The sequence below is a fragment of the Haloferax marinisediminis genome, from assembly GCF_009674585.1.
Taxonomy (GTDB): Archaea; Halobacteriota; Halobacteria; order Halobacteriales; family Haloferacaceae; genus Haloferax; species Haloferax marinisediminis.
The window spans coordinates 2,124,988-2,148,123 of sequence record NZ_WKJP01000001.1 but is presented as its reverse complement, the minus strand read 5'-3'; the positions used below and the strand labels follow the sequence as shown (position 1 = coordinate 2,148,123).

Below are 23,136 nucleotides of genomic sequence, written 5' to 3'. Positions count from 1 at the left end.
AACTTAAGCCTCCGGGTTGCGTTACGGTGAAAAGGGATTCGGAACCGGTGTCGAGCGTAGACGCGCTCAGGCGTCGCCCTCGGACTGGCCCGGTTCGCCGACCGCTTCGATGGGCATCGCCATGGTGAGTTCGTAGTACAGTTCCTTCGAATCGGCGAATTCGTCGGTGTAGCAGCCACGGATGACGTCACCCAAATCGGTGCTTCCGTCGGCGAGCAGGAGTGTCACGCCGTCGAATGCAGCGGCGGCGTCTCGTCGGGTCGTCGGGTACGAGAGGTCGTCGAGAGCGGGTTCGACTCGACTCAGTTTGATGCTATCCTGCATGATTATTCATTATACATAAGAGTACTTAGCAGTAGTAGGATGCGTGTTAGCACAATTCAACTCGGTTGTCAGGAGCCGCCCAACAGTGCCAATATTTGTTCAATTCAATAGCCAATATCGCTCGTGATAGACGGCGTGAAGGATTTATTGCACATTTTTTCATCGCACGAGATAGGCATGCAGACACACAAAACTCGGGGGAGTCTGGGCTGGGAGCCTGACGACTCGATGAGCGAGACGGCACGGCTGGAGACGGAGCGTGATTTCTGGAAGGGGCTCTTCGAACAGGTAGTCGAAGAACTCCCCGAACCGACGTTCGTCGTCAACGACGAGGGGTATCTCACCCACATCAACGAGCGCACGTTCGAAGCGTACGGACTCGACGAGACGGACGTCGGTAAGCGCGGCATCGACGCGTTCGGAACAGAAGGGAAAGACGAGATTCTCGCGGAGACGATTGCACGAACTGACGAGGTCATCCGCGAAGACCACTATCGCCGCGTGCCAGCGGCCGATGGCCACCTCTGGAACCGGTCGATGGGGCTGCCGTTACACGCACCCGACGGCACCGTCGTCGGTGCGCTCGAACTTACCACCATCACGACGGACATCGTCGAGAAGAACCAGCAGATGGCCGCCGCGCAGGAACAGCTCTCAGAAGAGGTCTCTCACGCGACTGAGCGGGCGATGACATCCGCAGACGAAGTTGCAGACAGCGTGAATGCCGCCCAAGAGATTGCGAACGAACAGGCAGAGGCGATGGAAGAGGTGTCAGGGGAAGTCGGGTCACTGTCGGCGACAGTCGAGGAGATTGCGGCCAGTGCTGACGAGATAAACAAACAGAGCACGGAAGCACAGCGACTCGCCGAGGAGTCCCGAAAGAACGGTGAAGTCGCCGCTGAAGCGATGGACCGCGTCGCGGACGGTGGCGAACACGTCGCCGAACGAACACACGAACTCGCCGAACACATCGAAGAGATTGGTGATATCATCGAAGTCATCAACGACATCGCCGACCAGACGAACATCCTCGCGCTGAACGCAAACATCGAGGCTGCACGCGCAGGGGACGCAGGTGCTGGCTTCGCCGTTGTCGCTGACGAAGTGAAGTCGCTCGCGAACGAGGTACAACAGGAGTCCGAGCGCATCGAGGAGATTATCAGCGAGACACGGGACGACGCCACCGAGACTGTCGCGGGTATCGAATCACTCACCGAGGACGTCCGAGACGGTGCACACCGCATCGACACGCTCATCGAGAACCAAGCCGAGATTGCGACGACGGTTCGCGAGGCGGCGAGCGGAATGGACGACATCGCCGACGCCACAGACGACCAAGCAGTCCGAACCGAAGAGGTCGCAAGCATGGTCGACAACGCGTTTAAACAGGCGACCGACGTGCAAGAACAGACGGCCGCAGCAGTCGATGCGAACCACACGCAAATCGAAGTCGTCGCCGAGATATCCGAGTCGATTCGTGACCTCGAATCGGCGATGGCCGACCTCGGAGATACCTGAGACGGTCGTCGGAGTTACTCGAACTCAGGGTCGCGCTTTTCGACGAAGGCGTCCATCCCTTCTCGCTGGTCGTGCGTGCCGAACAGGCCACTCCAGACACGTGCCTCGAAGTCGAGGGCAGCGTCGCGGGGAGCGTCGTGGGACATGTTGATTGCGGCTTTCGCGCCGGCGAGGGCGTGCCGTGGCTTCGCCGCGAGGTCTGCGGCGAGTTCCTCGACGTGCGAATCGAGTTGGTCGTGGGCGACGACTTCACCGACGATGCCGTACTCGTGTGCGTCAGTCGCGTCGACTCGCTCGCCGAAGAAGATGAGACGGCGCGCGAGTTCGTCACCGACGAGTGCCGGGAGCCGGATGCTGCCACCCCATCCCGGCATGATACCGAGGTCGATTTCGGTCTGCCCGAGCAGGGCGCGCTCGGACGCAACGCGAAGGTCACAGGCGAGTGCGAACTCCATCCCACCACCGAAGGCGTAGCCGTTGATGGCGGCGATGGTCGGTGCTGGGAACTCTTCGAGGCGCGAGGCGATTCGGTGACCTTGCTCGGCGTACTTCTGCGCCTCGGGCGTCCCGATCTCCTTCATGTAGCTGATGTCCGCGCCCGCGATGAACGACTTGTCACCGGCGCCGGTGAGGACGAGCACACGTGCCCCCTCCGCTTCGGCCTCGTCGAGCGCCTCTTCGAGGGCGTCCAGCGTGTCCGTGTTGAGGGCGTTCATCCGGTCCGGGCGGTCGATGGTGATGGTCGCCACGTCGCCGTCCCATTCGAGTCGGAGTGTTTCCCAGCTCATGTCAGAGGCGACGAGTGGTGGAGGGATAATAATTAACGATTGCTACCCTCTGCTGGGGATTCCAGAACAACGTTATACTTCCTGCGTCGAATCGTCCGAGTATGACGCTCTCCGACGAGGCGAAAGAACGACTCGCCGACATCGTTCGCCTCCAACCGACGAAGAACAAGGAGTTACAGAACCGGTGGGAACTCGACAGTGGTAGCGAAGTCCACCAGTATCTCGAATCCGAGCTCAAAGACTACTACTACCGCGACGACAACAGTCTCATCCGAGCGACGGGCGAGGCCGCGGAACTCGTCGGCGTCGAGCCGGGTGTCGAGAGTGACGGTGACGAAGAGTCCGTTCCGAGCGTCATCCGCGTGCCCGCCCTCGAAGCCCGCGTCTTCGAAGTCGTCGCCGGCCCCGACGACCGCTCCGAGAGCGTCGTGAGCGTCCTCAACAAACTTCGTGCCGAGTTCGATATCGACCCCGACGTTGACGACGTTCGCCGCGCGCTCCAGAGCCTCCGCCGCAAAGGCGTCATCGAAGTCGTCTACCGAACCGTGCCGACGTTCAAACTCGCCGTCGACCGCGACGAAGTCGACGTCGAAGTCGTCTAACCGCGTTCTGAACACTCAGTCGTCGCGTGTTCTCTCCTCGATTATCCGTTGTCTGGCCCGCTCTCGACGTGCTTCGAGAATCTGTCGCAATCCCTTCCCCGGACCACCCTCGATTGGCCATCCTTTCATTCGCCACGACGGCGGTTCGGGTTCGAACTCGGAACACGAGTGTGCGCACTCGCGCTGACTTTGATAGCAGTCCTTGGCTGCACACCGAGGGACGAGTGCCATTCCTCTCCGGCGCAGTTCGAAGTGTCTGCAGTCTGGGCGCATCGTATCGAAGTACGTCCGCCACCCGCGGTCGAAGGCACGTTCTGCGAGGACGAGTCGCCGGCGGGCGTCGGCGGCGTCCGGCGTGAGTTTGCTCGGGTGCCAGAGCACCTCGGTCGAATCGTCGCCGACCGAGAGGATGCCGACTTCGACGGGAAGGTCTTCCAGCAATGCGGGTTCGACGCGCCTTCCAGTCGCTTCAGTCGCGACCCACACCTCGTCCGCGAGCGCCCGCGACACGTCGTGTTCCAACTGGTCGGCGAGCGCGCGGGCAGCGCTCGCATCGAGGTTCGGTTTGTTCTCGATGGCGACGATTCGTTCAACCCAGTCTGGGTACGGTGCGACCTGTTTGTACTCGACGCGATTCCGTGACCCGCGGCGCTTTTCGACCAGTCCGAGTCCTGCCGCGCGGTGGACCGCCGGGACGACGTGTCGCCACGGAAAGTCCGGTTCTGGAATCGCGTCGCGGTACCACTGCCAGTCGGCGGGGGCGTGTCGGACGACGCGCAAGAGGTCCGAGTCGAACCCGTCGGTCGAGAGCGCGTAGCGGGCGGCGAACGCCTCGGGGTCGACTTCGACGACGACGGTGTCCCAGCGACGGTTGCGGGTGCCGAGCTGTCGGGCGACGAATGCGGGGCGCGGGCCGTCGGGGTGCCACGCGCGCTCTGCCCAGCGACAGACGCGGAGTTCGAAGGCGAACTCTGGGTCACGGTCGGCGGTGTCGCTCACGACAGGGACTCAGTGTGGGGAAGTGAAGTCGTTTCGGTCCACGAACACGGAGACGCGTCGCTCACGAACACCGGGCCGAGCGCGTCGAGTCGTGAGCCCGACGCTACTTCAGGTACTTGTGTTCGCCTTCGTTCGTCGCGGCGAGTTCGTCGAGGAACTCGTGTGCGCGCTCGAATATCTCGCGCGGACCATCCTGCGTGATGGTGTTGATGGCCTGTTCGTAGTCGCGCCACTGCAGGTCGCGGTGTTCCGTCGAGAGTTCCGCGGACGCTTCGAACGAGCGCGCGATGAACAGGTGAACTGTCTTGTGGATGGTCGTACCGTTCGCTTCGAAGACGTAGCTGTAGTCTTCGCGAAAGCCATCGATGAGACGGAAATCGTCGATTCCCGCCTCCTCTTTGACTTCCCTGATTGCCGTTTGCTGGAGCTCCTCGTCCCCTTCGACCCCGCCCTTTGGGAACTCCCAGTCCCCGGGACGGCTCTTCAGGAGTAAATACTCCCTCCGGCCGCGGGTGTCGCGGAAGAGGATGGCGCCAGCGCTGACCGCTTCGACTGCCATTACCCGAAATAAATGTGCCACCCTTTAAGAGGGTATCGGAGGATGTACCGTGTTCACACGGTCGTTCGTTCAGGTTCCCCGTGGGACTGCGTGCCGCCCCACGTCCGTGTAGATGCGCTTTTACCGTCGGAGCATCCAACACATTGGTAGTACCCAGCTATGACCTTCGTCACGAAACTTACCTTTCAAAGCGGTGACAAGGCTGTCCTCGACAGAGTCGTGGGCGACCTGAAGCAGTTCGTCGAGCGAAAGGGCGCGGAGTGTCGCGGCCCCCACGCCGACCAGCCAGAGCGCAAGAACGTCCCACAGTACCGGACGCTCCAACCCGGCGACGAGTTCCCGTCGTGGAGTTACACCGTCTACACGCGCCGCATCGAAATCCACGGCGCAGACCACATCGCCCGCGAAGTCGGACACAAAGAGTTCCCCGACAGCGTCCACGTCGAAATCGAAGTCGAACAGAAGAAGCCCCTCGGACACCGCCGGAACTGACGCGTCGTCACCGACGACGCTCGTGACGACGGTGCCGGCGCTGTCGACGACTGACTATTTGCTCTCTCAACCAACGTATTTCCCACCACAGCAGACGTATTCTCGACCATCACCGACGTATTTCCCACCACAGCAGACGTAGTTCCCGACGGCACCGATGATTCTCACGACCAGCCGTTTCTCACCACGCAGATGGTTCTGACGGTGGGTCTGGATGGCTCGAAAAATATCTGAATCGTGTTTCTCTGCTCGGGGTCGCCTTAGACGCCCGTTTCGAGGACCTCGACGACGTCACCGGTTCCTTCGTTCGTGGCTTCGTCGAACGAGGTGACCTTCAGGCGAACTTTCGCCTCGACCGCGACGCCGTCAGCGTCGCCGATGCGGATGACGGAGTCACCGACGCGGACAGAGAAGCCGTCCGCATCGCGGTGTGTCACGTATGCAGTGATGACTTCACCCGCTTCGAACGAGGGCGTCGCAGTGCGGAAGGTCCAGCCAGCGAGCAGTTTTTCGAGACGGCTCATACGCGGCTCACCTCCTCACTGACGCGGTCAGAGACGTACTCGCGGCCGTAGCCAGTCCACGCGGCGAAGAGGAAGACGGCCACGAGGAACCAGCCGTGGAACACGTACGGCCAGACGGTTGCAGGGTTCACGACCATCTGCTGGGTGAACCACGGCGTCGCCTCGCCGCCGACGAGTCCTTGCATGGCACCGAGGCCAGCGAGAAGGCCGCCACCCCACGGGAAGATGTACCCGAGCGCCGAGGTGTTGGCGTCGAGGATGTTGGCACGGCGGTAGCCGTTGATGTTGAAGCGCTTGCCGAGCGTGGCGACGTACGGTGCGATTGCGATTTCTGCGGCCGTGTTGATAGTGACCGTCGCGTTCACGAGTGCCGTTCCGAGAACCATCGTGGTCTCAGCACGGCGGACCGTCGTCGCGATGCGGTCGATGAGGAGTTCCTGAATCGCGTCGAACCCGCCACCGGCGCGCATAATCTCCGCACCCGCGACGAGCAGGAGCGTCAGGACGATGAGCGGGAAGAAGCCCGCTGCACCGGAGTAGATGCTCCCGCCGACGCCGACCTCCGCGAGCGGCACGGTTTCGACGAACGCGCCGACGACTGGCAGAGACGCGACCGCTTGCGTGAGTCCGTTCTGGGGCGCACTGAACAGAATCATACTGCCGACGGACACGTCGACGAGACCCGCAGCGCCGAGTGCGACGTTGAACAGTGCAGCGGCGAAGAGGCCCCACGAGACCGCCTCGATGATGTGACGGCCGCGAATCGCGAGCACGATGACTAACGCGATGTCGAGCAGGTGGATGAGCCCCCACGGCGAGACACTCGCGTCGACCTGACCGGTCACGTTCGCGTGCGGCATCCCACCCCACACGCCGGGGATACCGAATCCGGCGACGAGGTAAGCTGCGATTGCGAGTGCCGCCGCGACGACGGCGTACTTCACACGGGACGCGACGACGCCGCCAATGTCGGCGTCTTGGGTCACGGCAGAGACGATTGTTGTGTCACTCACAGGGGCGAGGTTGTCTCCGAAGACGGCGCCTGAGAGGATGGCGCCGAACAACAGTACGGGGTTCGCACCGAGGAGGAGCCCCGCAGGGAACACGAGGCTCGTGAAGGCAATTGCGGTGCCGTAACCAGTGCCGATGCCCGTCGCCAAGAGCGCGGCCAGCAGGAACGTCACAGCCGGGAACAGCCCAGCACCGACGTTCAGGATGGTCGCCGCCCAGACGAGGCCATCGACGAAACCGCCTACCTGGATTGTCTCTGCGAACATGCCCGCCCAGAGCCACGCGACGACGGCCGTCGCGGCGACTCGTCGAGTCATGCCAGCGAAGATAACGTCCGCATAGTCCTTCCAGTCTCCCCGGACGAACAGCATTCCCACGATGAGTCCTGTCAGCATCCCCGCGACGAGTCCGGTCGTATCGCCGATACCGAGGATACCGCTCTGGAAAATCGCCCACGCGATGAACAGGGCGATGGGGAGCGCACTGACGAGTCTCCCTCCGCGGAAACGAAGCTCGATGTCCGGTTCTTCTGGCATCATTTGTCACACTTTTGGTCGCGAATATAAGGCACACGAATTGCCGCCAACTACGCCTCCTAAAGTTGGATTTCTCGACAGGTTGTCGGGAGTGTTTATCAGTGACCACGAGGAAATTCGAGGTATGAGTCAACAGGCGACCCTCGATGACCTCGTCTCTCTCCGACGCGACCTCCACAGACACCCCGAACCCGCGTGGCGCGAGTTCTACACCACCGCCCGCATCGTGGACGAACTGGAGACGCGTGACCTCGACGCACTCTACGTCGGTCCAGAGATACTCGACGCCGACGAGCGGATGGCCGTCCCCGCCGACGACGAACTCGACGAGTGGTTCGAGCAGGCACGCGCAGCGGGGGCACGAGAAGACATCCTCGACCGACTCGCAGGCGGATTCACAGGTGCGGTTGCCGTCCTCGAACGGGGCGAGGGACCGACCATCGGCCTTCGCGTAGACATCGATGCGCTACCCATCACCGAGTCTGACGACGACGACCATCTGCCGGCGGCAGAGGGATTCCGCTCCGAGCACGAGGGCTTCATGCACGCCTGCGGTCACGACGCTCACGCGACCATCGGCCTCGGCGTCCTCGACGCCGTCGCAGCCTCTGACTTCCAGGGGACGTTCAAGGTGTTCTTCCAACCGAGCGAAGAGCGCGTCGCCGGTGGCAAAGCCGTCGCCCAAGGTGGTCACCTCGACGACGTCGACTACCTTCTCGCGCTCCACGTCGGCCTCGACCACCCGACGGGTGAAGTCGTCTGCGGCGTCGATGGGTTCCTCGCTGTCTCGCACTTCCGAGCGGACTTCACGGGCGCGCCGGCACACGCCGGGGCGAAGCCAGAAGAAGGCGACAACGCGAACCTCGCTGCCGCTGCGGCCATCCAGAACCTCTACGGAATCTCTCGGCACTCCGACGGCGCGACCCGCGTCAACGTCGGATTGATGGGTGGCGGCACCGCCACGAACATCGTCGCAGAAGAGTCCTACATCGAGGGCGAAGTCCGCGGCGCGACGACCGAACTCATGGAGTACATGGAGGGGCGCGCACACACCATCATCGAGTCGGCCGCCACGATGCACGACTGCGACGTCGAGATTTCGGTCGAAGGGAAGGCACCGAGCGCCCGAAGCGACGACGCACTCAGAGCACTCGTCGGCGTCGTGAGCGAGGGGGTCGAGGGCGTCGATTCCATCGTCGACAGCGACGAACTCGGTGGCAGTGAAGACGCGACGTACCTCATGCAGTACGTTCAAGACCGCGACGGCCTCGCCGCCTACGTCGGCGTCGGGACCGACCACCCCGGCGGTCACCACACTCGGACGTTCGACGTCGACGAAGAGACCATTCGAATCGCCATCGACGTGCTCTCGGGGAGTATCGACCGTATCGCGGCAGAACAACCCTGAACCGGTGGGTCGAGAAGTCAGTTCGGAGTGCGTTCGGTAACGCGGTTCGACCCCGAACCGCCAGCGGTTATTTGTCCCCCCCGTGCATAGCCGCCAGCGATGGGGCCGCTCCGAAGTGAATCGACAGAGGACGCTGGCCTCCGACCGACCCTCGTCGCCGTGGGGGTCGTCGTCGGAGTCGCCGGTCTGCAGGTCGTCCTCTTTCCCGACGCTTCGGACGTTCCGTGGGCACAGTTCGTCGTCGAGTTACTTTTGGTTCCGATTCCGATTTTCGGCACGTACGTCATCTCTGTCATTCGAGAGCTACAGGCCATCTGGCGACCGCTCTACGCCGGTGCCATCCTCGTGAGTGTCTCCGCCGTGACCGACGCGCTCGACGAAGTCGTCGTGCAACCCGACCTCTTCGCCCTCGTCTTCGAGGACAGCACCCTGCTGGTCGGAACAGTCGCACTCGTCGTCGGTGCGGTTCGATGGACGTCACGACGGAACGCGCACGAAGAAGAACTCAAACGCCGGAACGAGCGGCTCGACCAGTTCGCGTCGGTGGTGAGTCACGACCTGCGGAATCCGTTGAACGTCGCGCAGATGCGCCTCGAACTCGCCCGCGAAGGACACGGCACCGAACACCTGTCGACCGTCGCAGACGCACACGACCGGATGGAGGCGCTCATCCAGGACGTGCTGGAACTCGCACGGACCGGTGACGCCGTTGGGCAGACCAAACCGGTCGGCCTCGCGAGCGTCGCGGCGAACGCCGTCGCGAACACGGGCCTCGACGCGGCGGGACTCACCGTCGAAGCGGACGTCGAACTCATGGCCGACCCAGAACGACTCACCGCAGTCTTCGAGAACCTCTTTCGGAATGCTGTGGAACACGGTTCCACAGACAGCCGGAATTCTTCCGGCAACGCTGTCGAGCACGGCTCGACTGGCAGTCGTGCTTCGCACGACGACGCCGGCGAGTACGCGCGGTCCGACGTTCACGTCCGCGTCGGCCCGCTCGAAGACGGCTTCTTCGTCGAAGACGACGGGCCCGGAATCCCACCCGAAGAACACGACCGAATCTTCGAATCCGGCTACACGACCGACCCCGAGGGAACCGGCCTCGGTCTCGCAATCGTCTCGGGTGTCGCCGATGCCCACGGCTGGTCGGTGTCGACGACGACCGGAGAATCCGGGGGTGCCCGGTTCGAGTTTCGCGACGTCGTGTTCGAAGACGAAGTCAGTACTTCGGGTCCGCGCCAGTGACTTCGTAGATTTCGTCCATGATACGGTCGCGTTCGTCCTGCCAGCCTGCGAGCGCGCTCGGCCGGCTCGGGTAGCGCTCGTAGTGGGTGAGTAGTTCGTCTGCGAGTCGCTTCACCTTGAAGAAGTTCAGAATCTGGCTCCAGTGGCCGTAACTCGACGCGGCGGTCTGGAGGAGGAGCAGCGGACTGAACGAGGTGGTCCCAGAGTAGAGCGCTTCGGCGAGTTTCTCACCGGGGAGCGAGGCGATGAGGCCCATCAGGTCGTCCACGTCGACTGCCGTCGAGAGGATGTTGTACACGTCGAGACTGGCGTAGCGGCCGCCGAAGTGGTCCATGACACGCTGGTTGTAGCGCCAGAGCATCTCTTCGCTCACGTCGCCTTCTTCGAGTGCGATGACGGCCTGTTCACCCGCGTAGGAGCCGGCGTACGCTGCACCCGCGATGCCGCCACCAGTCGTGGGGTTGACGTGTGCCGCGGCGTCACCGACGGCCATGTAGCCGGGTGCCGTCGCCGAGTCGTACGGACGGCGGGTCGGCAGCGCCGCGCCGAGTTTGTCGATGACTTCTGCGCCTTCGAACTCCTCGCGGTTGCGCAGGTCCTTCTTCAGGTCGTCGACGAGTTTCATCGGCTCTTCGGTCATCTGGAACCCGAGGCCGGCGTTGATGATGGTCTCCGTCCGGGGGAAGTACCAGACGTACCCCGCTGCAATCTCTGCGGGCTTGAACACGAGTGCGTCGGACCACTCGACGGGTTCGGGGACTTCGACGACTTCGCGGTACGCAGAAGAGAAGTGCGAGTAGGAGACGTTCGTGTCGAAGGTGGACCCCGAGAAGTCGACTTTGTCCTGAAGGAGCGAGAGCGACCCGGCGCCGTCGATGACGATGTCGGCGTCGAACTGGACGGTTTCACCCTCGTGTTTGCCGACGATGCCCGTCGCGCGGCCGTCGTCGTCCTGCAGCACGTCTTGAACGACAGTGTCGTAGTGGAACTCTGCGCCCGCTTCGTCGGCACCCTCGATGATGAGGCGGCCGTACTCCCAGCGGTCGATGACGGCGAGTTCGCCGGGGACGGGGATGTCGAGGACGGTGTCTTCTTGCGGAATCTCGAAGCGACCGTGGTCGACTTCCGTGTTCGTGAAGGCCGGTTCGATCTTCGACTTCGGAATCGCCTCGGGGAAGGCGTCGGCTCCCTTCAGGGCGTCACCGCAGGCGATGTGTCCTGCTTCCTCTGCGGACTTTCGCTCGACGATTGCGACGTCGTAGCCCGCTCGTGCGATAGTCGCAGCGGCGTAGCACCCGGAGGTGCCTGCACCGACGACCACCACATCGTACTCGTGTGTGGACATGGTATCACCTCCATATCGTGAACTGAAAACTCTTTACTCCCGCGTCGGTTGCGGTTTTGTCACTGTTGGAACAGGTGCGCGGCTGGAAAGAGCGAACGTGAGAAACTGACCTTCGAAAAAACGGGGGGATTCGACGTCGATTACCGGTTGTCGTCGCCCGTGTCGTAGTGCTCGCCTGCCGCCGCCGGAATACGGGTCCGGCCGACGAACGCGAGGACGACGATGACCATCACGAACGGGATGATGCGGATGAGTTGGCGAGGCAGGCCGATGCCCTGCAGTTGCAAGACGGTCTGCATCGCGTCGAGACCGGCGAACAACAGGGTCGAGAAGAACGCCCCGACCGGGTTGTAGTTGCCGAAGAGGTACGCCACGATGGCGATGAACCCTTTCCCGTTGACCATCGTCGGGCCGTTCCCGGTGAACTGCCCGAGGTCGAGCGAGAGCGCCGCGCCGCCCATCCCGGCGAGGACGCCGGACAGAAGCACCGCCGCGTAGCGGATGCGCGACACGTCGACACCGGCGGTGTCGAGTGCCTTCGGGTTCTCACCGCTGGCGCGGACCCATCGGCCGAACGTCGTCCGGTTGAGGACGTACCACGAGAGCGCGACGGCGGCGAACATCAGGTACACCGTCGGTGACGCGTCGAACAGCGCCCCGAAGAACGGGATGTCCGAGAGCACTGGGATGGCGATGGTGCCGGGCGTATCGACGCTCGGGGAGTTCGGACGGCCGTAGATGACCTGCGACGCGAACGGCGCGAAACCGAGGGCGATGAGCCACACGGCGAGGCCGGCGATAATCTGGTCGGCGCGGAACTCGATGACGACGACTGCGAACAGGAGTGCCAGCAGCACACTGGCGACGACACCGCCGGCGAACCCAACCCAGACACCGCCGGTGATGTCGGTGACGTAGACTGCGGTGAACGCCGAGATGATGAGCAGGCCTTCGAGGCCGATGTTGATGACACCGGACTTCTCGGCGAAGATGCCACCGAGTGCCGCGAGGGCAATCGGCACCGACAGGCGGAGCGCGGACGACAGCGTCCCTTCACTCGTCAGGATGTCGGTGAGCGTTCCCGCAATCGAGTCGGGGAAGACGATTCCCAGTCCGAAGACGACGGCGAGGCCGATGACTGCGACGCCGACGGCGGGTGCCCGCGAGGAGAACTCACCGAGGTCACGGCCGAAGAACGTGGTCGTGTTCTCTTCACTCATCGGACTCACCTCCATCGGTGGCGACGGTTCTTGGCTGGTCGTTCTCCGGCAGGAAGCGCCGGCCGATGAGACGGAAGAACTCTGGCATTGCAACGAAGAGGATGATGAGGCCGCGCAGGACACCGACGAGCTGCGGTGGCACGTCGGTTGCGAACTGCACGACAGTCGTTCCGCTCTTCAGAACACCGAAGAGGAGTGCGGCGAACCCAATTCCGAGTGGGTTGTTGCCGGCGAGGATGGAGACGGTGATGCCGTCGAATCCGTAGGCCGGGACGCCCGACTGGAACTTCCCGATGACCATCGTCACGTAGAGTGCACCCGCGACGCCACCGAGGGCACCGGAGAGCGCGAAGCTCGACACGATGGTCTTGGCGGCGTCGACGCCACCGTACTCGGCCGCTTCGGGTTGAATCCCACTCGTCCGCACGTCGTACCCGAACGAGGTGTACTCGAGCAGGTAGTACAGTGCGAACAGCATCGCGACACCGAATAACAGCGCGTACAGCGAGAAGTCCTGCCGACTGCCGAACAGCACGGCCGGGAACTGCGCGTAGTCCGGCAGCGGAATGGTCTGGTTCGCAGGACTGTTGGGGTCTTTGAACACGTCGCTGACGAGGTAGAGCGTCACCCCGGCGGCGATGAAGTTGAGCATGATGGTCGTGATGACCTCGTTCGCCTCGGCGTACGCCTTCAGCATGCCCGGAATCGCACCGTAGAGACCGCCGAAGACAGCACCCACGAGGATGCCAAACGGAACCAACACGAGCGTGCCGGCGACGCCCGAGACGAACGAAGACGCCCAGAGTGTCCCCAGCGCGGCGGCGAGGCCGCCGACAATCATCTGTCCCTGCGTTCCGATGTTGAAGATACCTGCGCGGAACGCCATCGCGACGGAGAGCCCAGTGAAGATCAGGAGCGTGGTCTCGCGCATCGCGATCGAGAACTGACCGTCGGGTGACCAACCGCCGCGCAGTGGGTCACCGAGTGCCCCGAGGAACAGTCGGTCGAACACCAACACGGGGTCGTAACAGAACCCGACGTTGAAGTAGTACACTGCAGACTGAGCCGTACACGTCGTCATCCGCCCGGCGACGAGGATGAGGACCGTCCCGACGAGCATCGCGAGGACGAGCGACGCGATACTGATGAGGACGCGTTCGGCCGCCGACGCTTCGACGAGGCGAGACAGGACGTCCCGTGCGCGGTCACCGGCGCTCACTGGTTCTCACCACCCGTGGCAACGCCGTCTGCGTTGGGGGTCGCAGCGTCAGTTTCGGCCTTTTCGGGGTGCTCTCCGGCCATCAGGAGGCCGAGTTCTTCTTCTGTCGTGTCGCTTGGGTCAACCACGTCGATTATCTCTCCTTCGTACATGACGCCGAGTCTGTCCGAGAGCCCCTGCACCTCGTCGAGTTTCGAGGAGATGAGGAGGATGGCGACGCCGCGACTGCGAAGTTCGAGGAGTTGCTCGTGGATGAACTCGATAGACCCGACGTCGACGCCGCGGGTCGGGTGTGCGGCGACGACTAACGACGGGTCGCGTTCGAACTCACGACCGACGATGAACTTCTGTTGGTTCCCGCCGGAGAGCGACTCAGAAATCGACTCTGCGTTCGGGGGTCGAACGTCGTACTTCTCGATGATGTCTTCGGCGTGTCCGCGCGTAGACTGCCAGTCGATTCGCCCGCCCGATTCGAACTCTGGGCTGTGTTGACTGCCGAGGATGGCGTTCTCGATTAGATTGAAATCCATGACGAGGCCGCGTTCCTGGCGGTCTTCGGGGATGTACGCCATCCCAGATTCGATACGTTCGCGGCGTGGGCGGGTCGTCACGTCTTCGCCGTTGAAGTCGATGCTGCCCTGCTTCAGTTTGCGAAGACCGGTGACCGCTTCGATGAGTTGCGACTGCCCGTTGCCGTCGACACCGGCGATGCCAAACACTTCGCCGGCACTGACGTCGAACGACACGTCGTCGACGGCGCGAACGCCTCTGTCGTCGTTGACAGAGAGGTCAGACACCGAGAGGACGACGTCGCCCGTCTCGGTCGGAGGCTTTTCGATGTCGAGGAGGACCTCACGGCCAACCATCAGGTTCGCCAGGTCCTCACGCGTCGTGTTGTCGGCCTCGACGGTACCGACGTTCCGTCCATCCCGAAGAACGGTAATCTCGTCGGCGGCGCGCATCGCTTCGCCGAGTTTGTGCGAGATGAAAATGATCGTCTTTCCTTGTTCGGTCAGTTCTTCGAAAACCTCGAACAGTTCCTCGACTTCCTGGGGCGTCAAGACGGCCGTCGGTTCGTCGAGGATGAGTATCTCGGCACCACGATAGAGTGCCTTCAAAATCTCGACTCGCTGTTGTTCACCCACGGAGATGTCTTCGACCCGAGCGTCCGGGTCGACGTCGAACCCGTACTTGTCAGAGAGTTCGACGACAGCATCGCGGGCAGCATCGCGGTCGACGGCGAGGTTGCCCCACTTGGTTGGTTCGTTTCCGAGCGTGATGTTTTCGGTGACGGTCATCGGGTCGACGAGCATGAAGTGTTGGTGAATCATGCCGACACCCGCGTCGATTGCGTCACGCGGTGACTCGAACGTTCGTTCCTGGTCGTCGATGACAACACGCCCCTCTGTCGGTCGGTAGAGGCCGTAGAGGACGTTCATCAACGTCGTCTTGCCAGCCCCGTTCTCGCCGAGGAGTGCGTGTACTGTCCCGCGCTCGACGGAGAGGTCCACGTCGTCGTTGGCGATGACGCCGGGGAACCGTTTGGTAATCCCGTCGAGATGGACGGCTGTGGCCATATGTGTGATTCCGTGGGTTCGTTGATAAGCGAATAGGTTCGTCTTTGTGCCGATTCTTAGACGTTTGACGGGTTTCCCGTCTTAGCCGTTCGACGGGGGTGCCGCCTTAGACGTCCGACGGGTCGGTCGGGACCGTCACGTCGCCGGCAACGATGGCCTCACGCGAGGCAGCGACGTCGTCTTTGACCGAGCTCGGAATCGAGTCGCCGAGAGTGTCACCGTAGACGATGTCGACACCGTTCTGTTCGAGGCCGAGCGTGACGATGCCGCCACCCTGGAAGTCCTCGTTGACGACGTTCTCGATGGAGCTGAAGACGGCCGTGTTGACGCGCTTGACCATGCTGGCGAGGATGACGTCCGTGTAGGAAGCCTTCGTCACCGACTGGTCGCGGTCGACACCGATGGCGAACTTGCCCTGCTCCTGGGCGGCCTGGAAGACACCCGTCCCGGTGTTACCCGAGGCGTGGTAGACGATGTCGGCGCCGTTGTTGTACATCGCGAGTGCTGCTTCCTTCCCTGCTGCGGGGTCGTTGAAGCTGCCCGTGTAGTTCGTGAGGACTTCGACGTCCTCGTTCGCGGCCAGTGCACCGGCTTTGAATCCGGCTTCGAACTTCTTGATGAGGTCGGACTCGACACCACCGACGAACCCGAGGGTCGTGGAGTCGGGAGAGGTGGAACCGCCGCCGGCGGAGAAGTCTTCGGTCGTCAGGAGACCGGCCATCTGACCGACGAGGTACGAACCCTCGTGTTCTGCGAACACGTAGTTTGCGACGTTCGGCGCGTCGACGACGCTGTCGACGAGCATGAAGTTCTGCTCGGGGTACGCACCGGAGGTCTCGGTCAGTGCGTCGGTCTGCAGGAAGCCGATACAGCAGATGAGGTCGTAGTCGGGGTTCGTCGACTCAGCGAACTGCTGCTGGAACGTCTTGAACTGCGAGACTTCGTCGGGCTGGGACTCGTCGAACGAGATGCCCAGTTCGTCGCGAGCGCGGATGGCACCCTGCTGAGCCTGGTCGTTGAACGACCCGTCACCGAGGCCGCCAGTCGCGTAGACCATCCCGATGTTGGTCGTGTCCTCTGCGGACTGCGTCGTCTCTTCGGCTGCCGTCGTCGTCTCCTCGCCACCGTCCCCGCCCGAGGCCTCGGTGGTCGTCGTTTCTTCGCTTTCACCAGGGCCGCCGGTACAGCCAGCGAGTCCTGTCAGTCCTGCGAGTCCGGTCACTTTGACAAAAGAACGTCTGTCCATGTCTATGAACACCTACTGAGAGAAGGGAGGCGAAAATCGGTTAAAGGTGTCGTTTCGCGGCGTATGCGAGCCGTTCGCAACAAATCCGGGTAAACCAACGGATAGTTTTGCCACCCGACCTGCCGATTAGGCGCGAGAAATCTCGGCGTCGACGATTTCGGTGACGTCCGCGACGAGGGCGTCTACGTCGTCAGCCTCCGCGTAGACGCGGATGTAGGGCTCTGTCCCAGACGGGCGGACGAGCGTCCACGACGCGTCGGCGAATTCGAGGCGCACGCCATACTCGGTGTCGACGGACGCTGGGTCCATCGCATCCGGCAGCGACGATTCGAGGGCGTCCATGGCGGCTGCCTTCTTCTCGTCCGGACACGAGACGCTCACTTTGCGATACGGTCGCTCCGTAACGGGTTCTCGGAGGCCATCGAGTCCCGATTCTGCGACGAGACGCGACATGAGCGCCGCCGAGGCGACACCGTCGATCCACCCACCGAGCGAGGGGTGGATGTGTTTCCACGGTTCGGCCGCGAAGACGACGTCGCCGCCGTCCGCACGGGCGCTGGCGATACCTTCGTGGAGCGCACCGAGGCGAACGCGTTCGACACGGCCGCCTGCCTCGCCGACGCGTTCGTCGATACGACCCGACGCGTTCGGCGTCGTGACGACGACTGGGTCGGCAACGTCACTCGTTCGGACGTAGTGTTCGCCGATGATGGCGATGACTGTGTCTTCGTGGACGACGTCGCCGTCTGCGTCGACGATGACGATGCGGTCGGCGTCGCCGTCGTGACCGATTCCGAAGTCGAAGTCGCCGTCGGCGACGAACGCTCGGAGGTCTTTCAGCGACTCTGGCGTCGGTTTCGACTCACGACCGGGGAAGTGGCCGTCGATTTGTGCGTTCAGCGTGACGACGTGTGCACCCATGTCGCGGAGCACCTGCGGCGTCCCGAGTGCGGACATCCCGTTTCCGCAGTCCACAGCGATGTTGAGTCCGTCCGGGTCGGCACCGTGGCCGCTGGCGAACTCGATGACTGCGTCGCGGTAGTCGCCGAGCACGCCCTGTGTGCCGCTTTCTCCCCACTGGTCCCACTCGACGGAAGTCGCACCGTTCTCGACGCGCGTCTCGATGTCTTGTTCGAGCGAGCGGTCGTACTCTTGTCCGTCGACGAACATCTTGATGCCGTTGTCGGTCGGTGGGTTGTGCGACGCGGTGAGCATGACGCCACGACGACCCTGCGACGCGTACGCGAGCGCCGGGGTGGGAACGACGCCGATGCGACTCACGTCAGCGCCCGCAGAGAGGAGGCCTGCCTCGACAGCGGAGACCAGTCCTTGTCCGCTCGTACGACCGTCGCGACCGACGACGAATTCGGCCGTCGAGTCCGATTCGAATGCGGCGAGACCGGCGGCGCGGCCAACGCGAAGCGCGAGTTCCGGCGTGACGCGCTCGGTTACACTTCCGCGGATACCGGCGGTGCCGAAGAGTTCCATACCCCAGCGTCGTCCGGGCCACACTTAGATGCTGACGGTTCGGACGATGCGTGAGACGCGCCCTCACGGTGGGTTCGCGGACACGAGCGTCACGTCGAACACACGACTTGTCGGTTCGGCGTCGACGGAGCCCAGTGACTCGCCCGCGAGAGACCAACTGAGACGACACGTGTGTGAGACCGAGAGACAGCACGCCTTTGACGCCGGAGGCCGAATCACACGGTATGAGTGACAGTATCCGTTCGCGTGCACACGTGTACGTCTCCGGCCACGTTCAGGGCGTGTACTACCGAGCGACGACTCGCGATACCGCTCGCGACCTCGGGGTCGACGGATGGGTGAAGAACCTCTCTGACGGTCGCGTGGAGGCGGTTTTCGAAGGCCCTCGCGACGACGTCGAGTCGATGGTTCTGTGGTGTCACGACGGGAGTCCCATGGCGAGCGTCGACGACGTCGACGTGACGTACGAAGACCCGAAAGGGGAGTCCGGGTTCCGCGTCGAGCGGTAGATGAGTCAGTGAGACGGCCAAATCGTTCAAGAGGCCAACGGGTGGAATTGGTCGCATGAGCTTCCGGAGCGACACACGTGGTATCGGCGTGGCAAAACTCTTCTTTACCATCGTCACAGGCGTCGGTCTGGGCCTCTCGTTGGGGACCGCGTTTCTCATCGTCCGTGGCCCGTTCTTCGGTGGGCCGGCACTGGACCCGTTCTTGATGATGGGCGTGCTCGCAGTGTTCATCGTCGGCATCCTCGTCGTCTCGTGGGGGACGACACGGCTCTTCGGCGTGGGGGCGAGTGCCTGAGTCAGACCACGGGACACGAGTGGGTGGCATCGAGGAAAGGTGGTTCCGGGTTCTGATTTAAATCTACGTGCGTGCGGAACGTCGTCAGTCTGCGGTCGGCATCGGCCCGGCGTCGATGTCGGTGCCGCCCAGTGGCACGACGGGGTCGTTGCCGCTGAACCGGTCCCAGAGCACGAGCGCCGACGGTAAGACGAGCACCGACGCGAGGAACGAGTAGACGATACTCGCGGCAGTGAGCAGGCCGAACTGCCCGAGGATAGAGAGGACGGCGAGGACGAGGACGCCCAGTCCGAAGACGGTCGTGAGCATGCTGCCGGCGAGCGCGCCACCAGTTCCGCGAACCGTCCGGTCGAGTGCGGTTTCGAGGTCGTGTTCGCGGCGTTCGTCGATGAACCGGTGGACGATGTGGACCGAGTAGTCCACACCGAGTCCGATGGTCAACGCGAGTACGGTCGCGGTGAAGGCGTTGAACGCGATTCCCGTGAGGCGCATCGTCCCGGCGACGAAGGTGACGGCGATGAGGATGGGAACGAGGTTCGCGAGCGCCAGCGAGGGACGGCCTTCGAGCCACCAGTAGACGAAAGTGAGGAAGATGCCGGTCCCAATCATCGAGATGATGAGACTCTGAATCGCCGAGTCGAGGATGAGGTCGGAGATGGCGGAGAAGACGACAGTCGCACCCGTCGCCGTCCCTTCGGTGCGGAAGCGGTCGGCCATCTCTCGGGTGTCGGCGACGACGGCATCGTCGTCAGCGTCTGCTTTCACGCGGTAGTCGACCCGCGAACTCCGGTAGTCTTCGGAGATGTACTCGGCGGCACGGTCCGCTGATTCAGTCGCGAACAGGGCGTCGTACACTTCGATGATATCCCGGTCAGGGATGCCGTCGCCGTCTCTGTCGTGTCGAGCGACGAGGCGAGCGAACTCCTCGTTCTCTTCGGCCTCGTCTTGAATCACTGTGAGGATACTCGTCGAGTCAGCGCGTCGGTCGACCGAGATGAACGTCTCTGGTGGGTCCTGTGCGACTCGGTCGAGTTCTTCGAGGAACGCGTCGTCTGTCGACCGCCCCTCCAAGAACACCGTCACGACGCCACTTTGTGAGGACGAAAAGCGCTCTTCGAGGAACTCGATGTCGGCGACGACGCTGTACTCACCCGGCGCGAACGGTTCGGGGAGGACCGTCAGATACGCTGGGGCCTCAGCAGGCGGCAGGAAGTCTTCTTGACCGAACTCGGTGTCAACCCCTGTCGCGTACCACATCGCGCTTCCGGAGAGGACCAGTGCGATGACGATGACGACGGCAGGTGCACGCAGGGCGGGTCGAACGCCGATTCGGAGCAGCTTGCCGAGCGAGCTTCCCTCGCTACCGAGCGGTGTCTGACTGAACGTCGGAATCGGGTAGCGCTGTCGGAGTCGGTCGATTTCGACCTTCGCAGCGGGGAGGAAGACACCGAAGACGAAGAACGTGAAGATGATGCCAATCGCAGCGACGACACCGAAATCACGGATTGGCGTGAGGTCACTCGCGAGATTCGAGAGGAAGCCGATGACCGTCGTCCCGGTGACGATGAAAAACGCCACGAGGAGTTGGTCGGTGGCCTTTCGCATCGCTTCGCCGACGTCATTGCCTTCGGCGCGGTCCTCGCGGTAGCGGTTGACCGCGTGGATACCGAAGTCGATACCGACCGCGAGCAAGAGCGGTGGGACGGCAATCATAATCTGGTTGAACGGGATTCCCGCGAGTCCGAGGAACCCGAAAGTCCAGACCAGTGCCATTCCGAGCGCCGCCGCCCCCAACAAGAGGTCCACGAGGTCACGATACGCGACGACGAGGAACAACACGATGAACAACACCGCCGCAGGGACGACGATGATGAGCGAGTCGGTGATGACCGTCCCGAACTCGTCGGCGATGACACCGGACCCGAAGACCGAGATATCCCCGCCGACGGTCGCGACGATTCGCGTCGCTTTCTGCTGAATGGGGCTCAACGGACTGTCGCCACCTTGTCCAGCACCAGACTCGTCTGCGAGTGGAATCGAGTGTGTGACGACGCCGATGGTCGCAGTCGCTCGCGGTTCGGTCGGGTTGAAGTCGTCGGCGAGGAGGCCGACGAATCGCGGGTTGTCTTCGTTTTCACGGACCGCCGCGGCGACTTCTGCGTCGGTCGCTCGTTCGAGTGCCCAAATCTGTGTCTCGAGCGTCTCGGCGTCGGGGTCGAGCGTCTCCGCGACGACAGACGCGGCGCTGGCCGTCTGGATGACACGCAGGTCCGAACGGTCTTCGAGCAGTTTCTGTGCTTCGAGCATCCGCAACAGTTCGCGTTTCGTCAGGACGTTCGGCGCGCGCTGGATGAGTTGTGTGCTGCCCGTCCCCTCTTGGAACCGAGGCGAGAACTCCTCAGAGATTCGTGTGAACGCTTCTTCTTCGGGGACCTCTTCGGCGAACTGGTCAGTACCAGACTCCGTCTCGACGGCGCTCAGTCCCGCCGCGAAGATGACCGTCAGGACGAGAAACGTGAGGATGACTCGTCGTGAGTGGTTGACGATGCGGTCGTCCGCCCAGTCGATGAACCGCTGGGGGTCGAGTCGGGCCACGACTCAGCGCCGCCCCCGTCGGCGAACGACGAGGAACCCAGCACCGCCAACCGCGACGAGGAGGACGGCCGCACCGACGATGGGGAACGAGAGACCGAACGGGAGTGGCCCGCCGTTTTCGATTGCTTCGACGCGAACCGGGACACGGTAGGCGTCGGAGATGGTGGTATCACCCGACTCGTCTTCGTAGCGGAAGTCGAGTTCGACCGGGTATTCCTTGTTCAGTGCGTCACCACTGGCGGCAACGTCGAAGACGAGTGTCGCCGACTCACCGGGTGCAAGTTCGTCGACGAACGCCTCGGAGTCACCGGACGACAGGGGGTCTTCGAGGTAAATCTTCGCCGAGATGTCGCTGAGCGTCTCGTCACGTTCGTTGACGATGGTCAGGCGGAGTTCACCGGACCGCCCCGGGACGATTGTTCCCTCGTCGACAGTCACGTCGAACTCGGGTGACGACGCAGCGACGTCGACGCGAAGGTCGAGGTCGTCGGTCGTCCGACGTTCACCCTCAGTGTCGCGGTAGGTGATCGTCGCCGTGTACAGTCGCGGACCGGCGTCGGCCCCGTCTGCAATCTGCACGTCGAAGGAGAACGGCGCACTCGCACCGGGTTCGAGGTCACCGACAGCGTACTCGGTCTCCGTCGCTGTCGCGCTTCCTTCGGGGAGCGAGAGTTCGACGACGACGTTTTGAGCGAGGGTCCCACCGTCGTTCACGACAGTCCCGACAATCGCGCCGTCCCCTCCGACACGGAGCGTACTTTCGACGTTCTGGAGGCTGAACGTTTGCTCTTCGGTTGGGAGGAATCCGGCGGCGAGCGGCGAGTACTGTATTCGTGCGCCGTTGGGGTCTTCGTAGACGATGTCGACCGCGAGGACGTAGCCGCGAGTCGAGCCATTCGCGCTGAGCGACGTGTCGTAGACGAAGGTGCGGTTCTCACCGACTGGCCAGTTCGGCGTGAACTGCGTCGCCGTCTGTGTTCCTTCGAAGGTCACCTCGGGAGACTGCGAGGTGACGGCGACGACAGTGTTGCGTGCGTCGAGTTCGCCGACGTTCTGAATCGTGAGTGCCACCGCACCTTGTCCGCCGACGGGAACCGTAGAGTCAGACCCCACGACGGCGAACCGAACGCGTTCTTCGACTCTGAGGGTGACGTCGCGCTCGTAGGTTCGGCGCTGTGCGTCGTCGTACTCGTAGCGGATTCTCAGTTCGAGGTCGTACTCGCCGGCTGCGATGTTCTCCGGCGCTTCGACCGCGAATTCGACTTCACGAGTGTCGCTGTCGTTCATCGTCCCGACGAACACCTGTCCGGTTCTGACGACGAACGGCGTGTTCCGTGGGACGAGTTCGACGCGGACGTTCTCGGCCGTCTTCGCCACGTCTTCGGGGTCACCCGGGTCGTTCGTGAATCCGACGCGGACCATCGTCTCGACGCCGGGTTCGACGACCGGATTGACGACGAACGCCCGGAATACGGGAGGTTTGTTCGGCTCTCGCTCTTCTTGCGCACCTACTGTCGCAGGGACCGAAGAGAGGATGAGCAATACGGCAAACAGAATTGCGAGGTGACTCTTCATTGTACTTTCCGGGTGTGTGGGGGGCGGGCCGCGTCCCGGGCCGCGGGTCTCCATGGAG

Annotated in this window: 20 protein-coding genes and 1 pseudogene; 7 read left to right on the top strand and 14 right to left on the bottom strand. The window is 63.0% G+C overall.

The features are described from left to right. Positions 1-66: 66 nt before the first annotated feature. The gene (locus tag GJR98_RS11125) at positions 67-324 is read right to left on the bottom strand and encodes a DUF5789 family protein (RefSeq protein ID WP_151138439.1); all 258 of its coding nucleotides are present in this window, start codon (positions 322-324) and stop codon (positions 67-69) included. A gap of 177 nt (positions 325-501) precedes the next feature. Here GJR98_RS11125 and GJR98_RS11120 point away from each other — a divergent pair, with 177 nt between their 5' ends. After that, on the top strand, positions 502-1,842 hold the full coding sequence (locus GJR98_RS11120; protein ID WP_151138437.1) for a methyl-accepting chemotaxis protein: 1,341 nt from the start codon (positions 502-504) through the stop codon (positions 1,840-1,842). A 14-nt stretch (positions 1,843-1,856) separates the two neighbouring features. Here GJR98_RS11120 and GJR98_RS11115 read toward each other — a convergent pair whose 3' ends face one another. After that, positions 1,857-2,630: an enoyl-CoA hydratase/isomerase family protein gene (locus GJR98_RS11115; protein WP_151138435.1), complete on the bottom strand. Its 774-nt coding sequence runs from the start codon at positions 2,628-2,630 to the stop codon at positions 1,857-1,859. A gap of 101 nt (positions 2,631-2,731) precedes the next feature. Between GJR98_RS11115 and GJR98_RS11110 the strand changes: the two genes are divergently transcribed. Beyond that, positions 2,732-3,232 (top strand): DUF5797 family protein, encoded by a 501-nt coding sequence (locus tag GJR98_RS11110; RefSeq protein ID WP_151138433.1) that lies wholly within the window; start codon positions 2,732-2,734, stop codon positions 3,230-3,232. 15 nt (positions 3,233-3,247) lie between these two features. Here GJR98_RS11110 and GJR98_RS11105 read toward each other — a convergent pair whose 3' ends face one another. Then, complete coding sequence (locus GJR98_RS11105) at positions 3,248-4,231, bottom strand: DUF5787 family protein (protein WP_151138431.1); 984 nt, start codon at positions 4,229-4,231, stop codon at positions 3,248-3,250. Between the two features lie 103 nt (positions 4,232-4,334). Further along, entirely contained in the window at positions 4,335-4,790 is a 456-nt protein-coding gene (locus GJR98_RS11100; RefSeq protein WP_151138429.1) for a bis(5'-nucleosyl)-tetraphosphatase, read from the bottom strand. Between the two features lie 159 nt (positions 4,791-4,949). Here GJR98_RS11100 and GJR98_RS11095 point away from each other — a divergent pair, with 159 nt between their 5' ends. After that, positions 4,950-5,282, top strand: coding sequence for an uS10/mL48 family ribosomal protein (locus GJR98_RS11095; protein WP_151138427.1), 333 nt, complete (start codon positions 4,950-4,952; stop codon positions 5,280-5,282). A 260-nt stretch (positions 5,283-5,542) separates the two neighbouring features. On the opposite strand, the gene GJR98_RS11090 is transcribed toward GJR98_RS11095, so the two are convergent. Together GJR98_RS11090 and GJR98_RS11085 are read right to left on the bottom strand one after the other, a co-directional pair. Next, complete coding sequence (locus GJR98_RS11090) at positions 5,543-5,806, bottom strand: DUF7513 family protein (protein WP_151138425.1); 264 nt, start codon at positions 5,804-5,806, stop codon at positions 5,543-5,545. Beyond that, positions 5,803-7,353, bottom strand: a complete 1,551-nt coding sequence (locus tag GJR98_RS11085; protein WP_151138423.1) for a Na+/H+ antiporter NhaC family protein — start codon at positions 7,351-7,353, stop codon at positions 5,803-5,805. The genes GJR98_RS11090 and GJR98_RS11085 overlap by 4 nt, the downstream gene beginning before the upstream one ends. A gap of 124 nt (positions 7,354-7,477) precedes the next feature. Here GJR98_RS11085 and GJR98_RS11080 point away from each other — a divergent pair, with 124 nt between their 5' ends. Together GJR98_RS11080 and GJR98_RS11075 are read left to right on the top strand one after the other, a co-directional pair. Further along, complete coding sequence (locus GJR98_RS11080) at positions 7,478-8,761, top strand: amidohydrolase (RefSeq protein ID WP_151138421.1); 1,284 nt, start codon at positions 7,478-7,480, stop codon at positions 8,759-8,761. Between the two features lie 99 nt (positions 8,762-8,860). Next, entirely contained in the window at positions 8,861-10,009 is a 1,149-nt protein-coding gene (locus GJR98_RS11075) for a sensor histidine kinase (RefSeq protein WP_151138419.1), read from the top strand. Here the strand turns inward: GJR98_RS11075 and GJR98_RS11070 are convergent. The 6 genes and pseudogenes from GJR98_RS11070 to GJR98_RS11045 form a co-directional block, all read right to left on the bottom strand. Further along, positions 9,984-11,363, bottom strand: a pseudogene (locus GJR98_RS11070) (geranylgeranyl reductase family protein); the annotation flags it as partial. The gene GJR98_RS11075 and the pseudogene GJR98_RS11070 sit on opposite strands and share 26 nt — an antisense overlap. A 131-nt stretch (positions 11,364-11,494) precedes the next feature. Further along, the gene (locus GJR98_RS11065) at positions 11,495-12,574 is read right to left on the bottom strand and encodes an ABC transporter permease (protein WP_151138415.1); all 1,080 of its coding nucleotides are present in this window, start codon (positions 12,572-12,574) and stop codon (positions 11,495-11,497) included. Beyond that, complete coding sequence (locus tag GJR98_RS11060; protein WP_191965452.1) at positions 12,567-13,793, bottom strand: ABC transporter permease; 1,227 nt, start codon at positions 13,791-13,793, stop codon at positions 12,567-12,569. The genes GJR98_RS11065 and GJR98_RS11060 overlap by 8 nt, the downstream gene beginning before the upstream one ends. Beyond that, positions 13,790-15,370 carry an ABC transporter ATP-binding protein gene (locus tag GJR98_RS11055; RefSeq protein WP_151138413.1) on the bottom strand — a complete coding sequence of 527 codons (1,581 nt, stop codon included), beginning with the start codon at positions 15,368-15,370 and terminating at the stop codon, positions 13,790-13,792. Before GJR98_RS11055 ends, GJR98_RS11060 begins: the two co-directional genes overlap by 4 nt. A gap of 106 nt (positions 15,371-15,476) precedes the next feature. Continuing rightward, complete coding sequence (locus GJR98_RS11050) at positions 15,477-16,616, bottom strand: BMP family lipoprotein (protein ID WP_151138411.1); 1,140 nt, start codon at positions 16,614-16,616, stop codon at positions 15,477-15,479. 126 nt (positions 16,617-16,742) lie between these two features. Continuing rightward, the gene (locus tag GJR98_RS11045) at positions 16,743-18,104 is read right to left on the bottom strand and encodes a phosphopentomutase/phosphoglucosamine mutase (protein WP_151138409.1); all 1,362 of its coding nucleotides are present in this window, start codon (positions 18,102-18,104) and stop codon (positions 16,743-16,745) included. A gap of 224 nt (positions 18,105-18,328) precedes the next feature. On the opposite strand from GJR98_RS11045, the gene GJR98_RS11040 reads away from it, so the two are divergent. After that, a complete protein-coding gene (locus tag GJR98_RS11040) occupies positions 18,329-18,613 on the top strand; it encodes an acylphosphatase (RefSeq protein WP_151138407.1) in 285 nt (94 codons plus the stop codon). Between the two features lie 55 nt (positions 18,614-18,668). Continuing rightward, complete coding sequence (locus GJR98_RS11035; protein ID WP_151138405.1) at positions 18,669-18,908, top strand: hypothetical protein; 240 nt, start codon at positions 18,669-18,671, stop codon at positions 18,906-18,908. A gap of 84 nt (positions 18,909-18,992) precedes the next feature. Here the strand turns inward: GJR98_RS11035 and GJR98_RS11030 are convergent, their stop codons facing one another. After that, the gene (locus GJR98_RS11030; protein ID WP_151138402.1) at positions 18,993-21,503 is read right to left on the bottom strand and encodes an efflux RND transporter permease subunit; all 2,511 of its coding nucleotides are present in this window, start codon (positions 21,501-21,503) and stop codon (positions 18,993-18,995) included. A 3-nt stretch (positions 21,504-21,506) separates the two neighbouring features. Then, a complete protein-coding gene (locus GJR98_RS11025) occupies positions 21,507-23,078 on the bottom strand; it encodes a COG1361 S-layer family protein (protein ID WP_151138400.1) in 1,572 nt (523 codons plus the stop codon). Between the last annotated feature and the right edge of the window lie 58 nt (positions 23,079-23,136).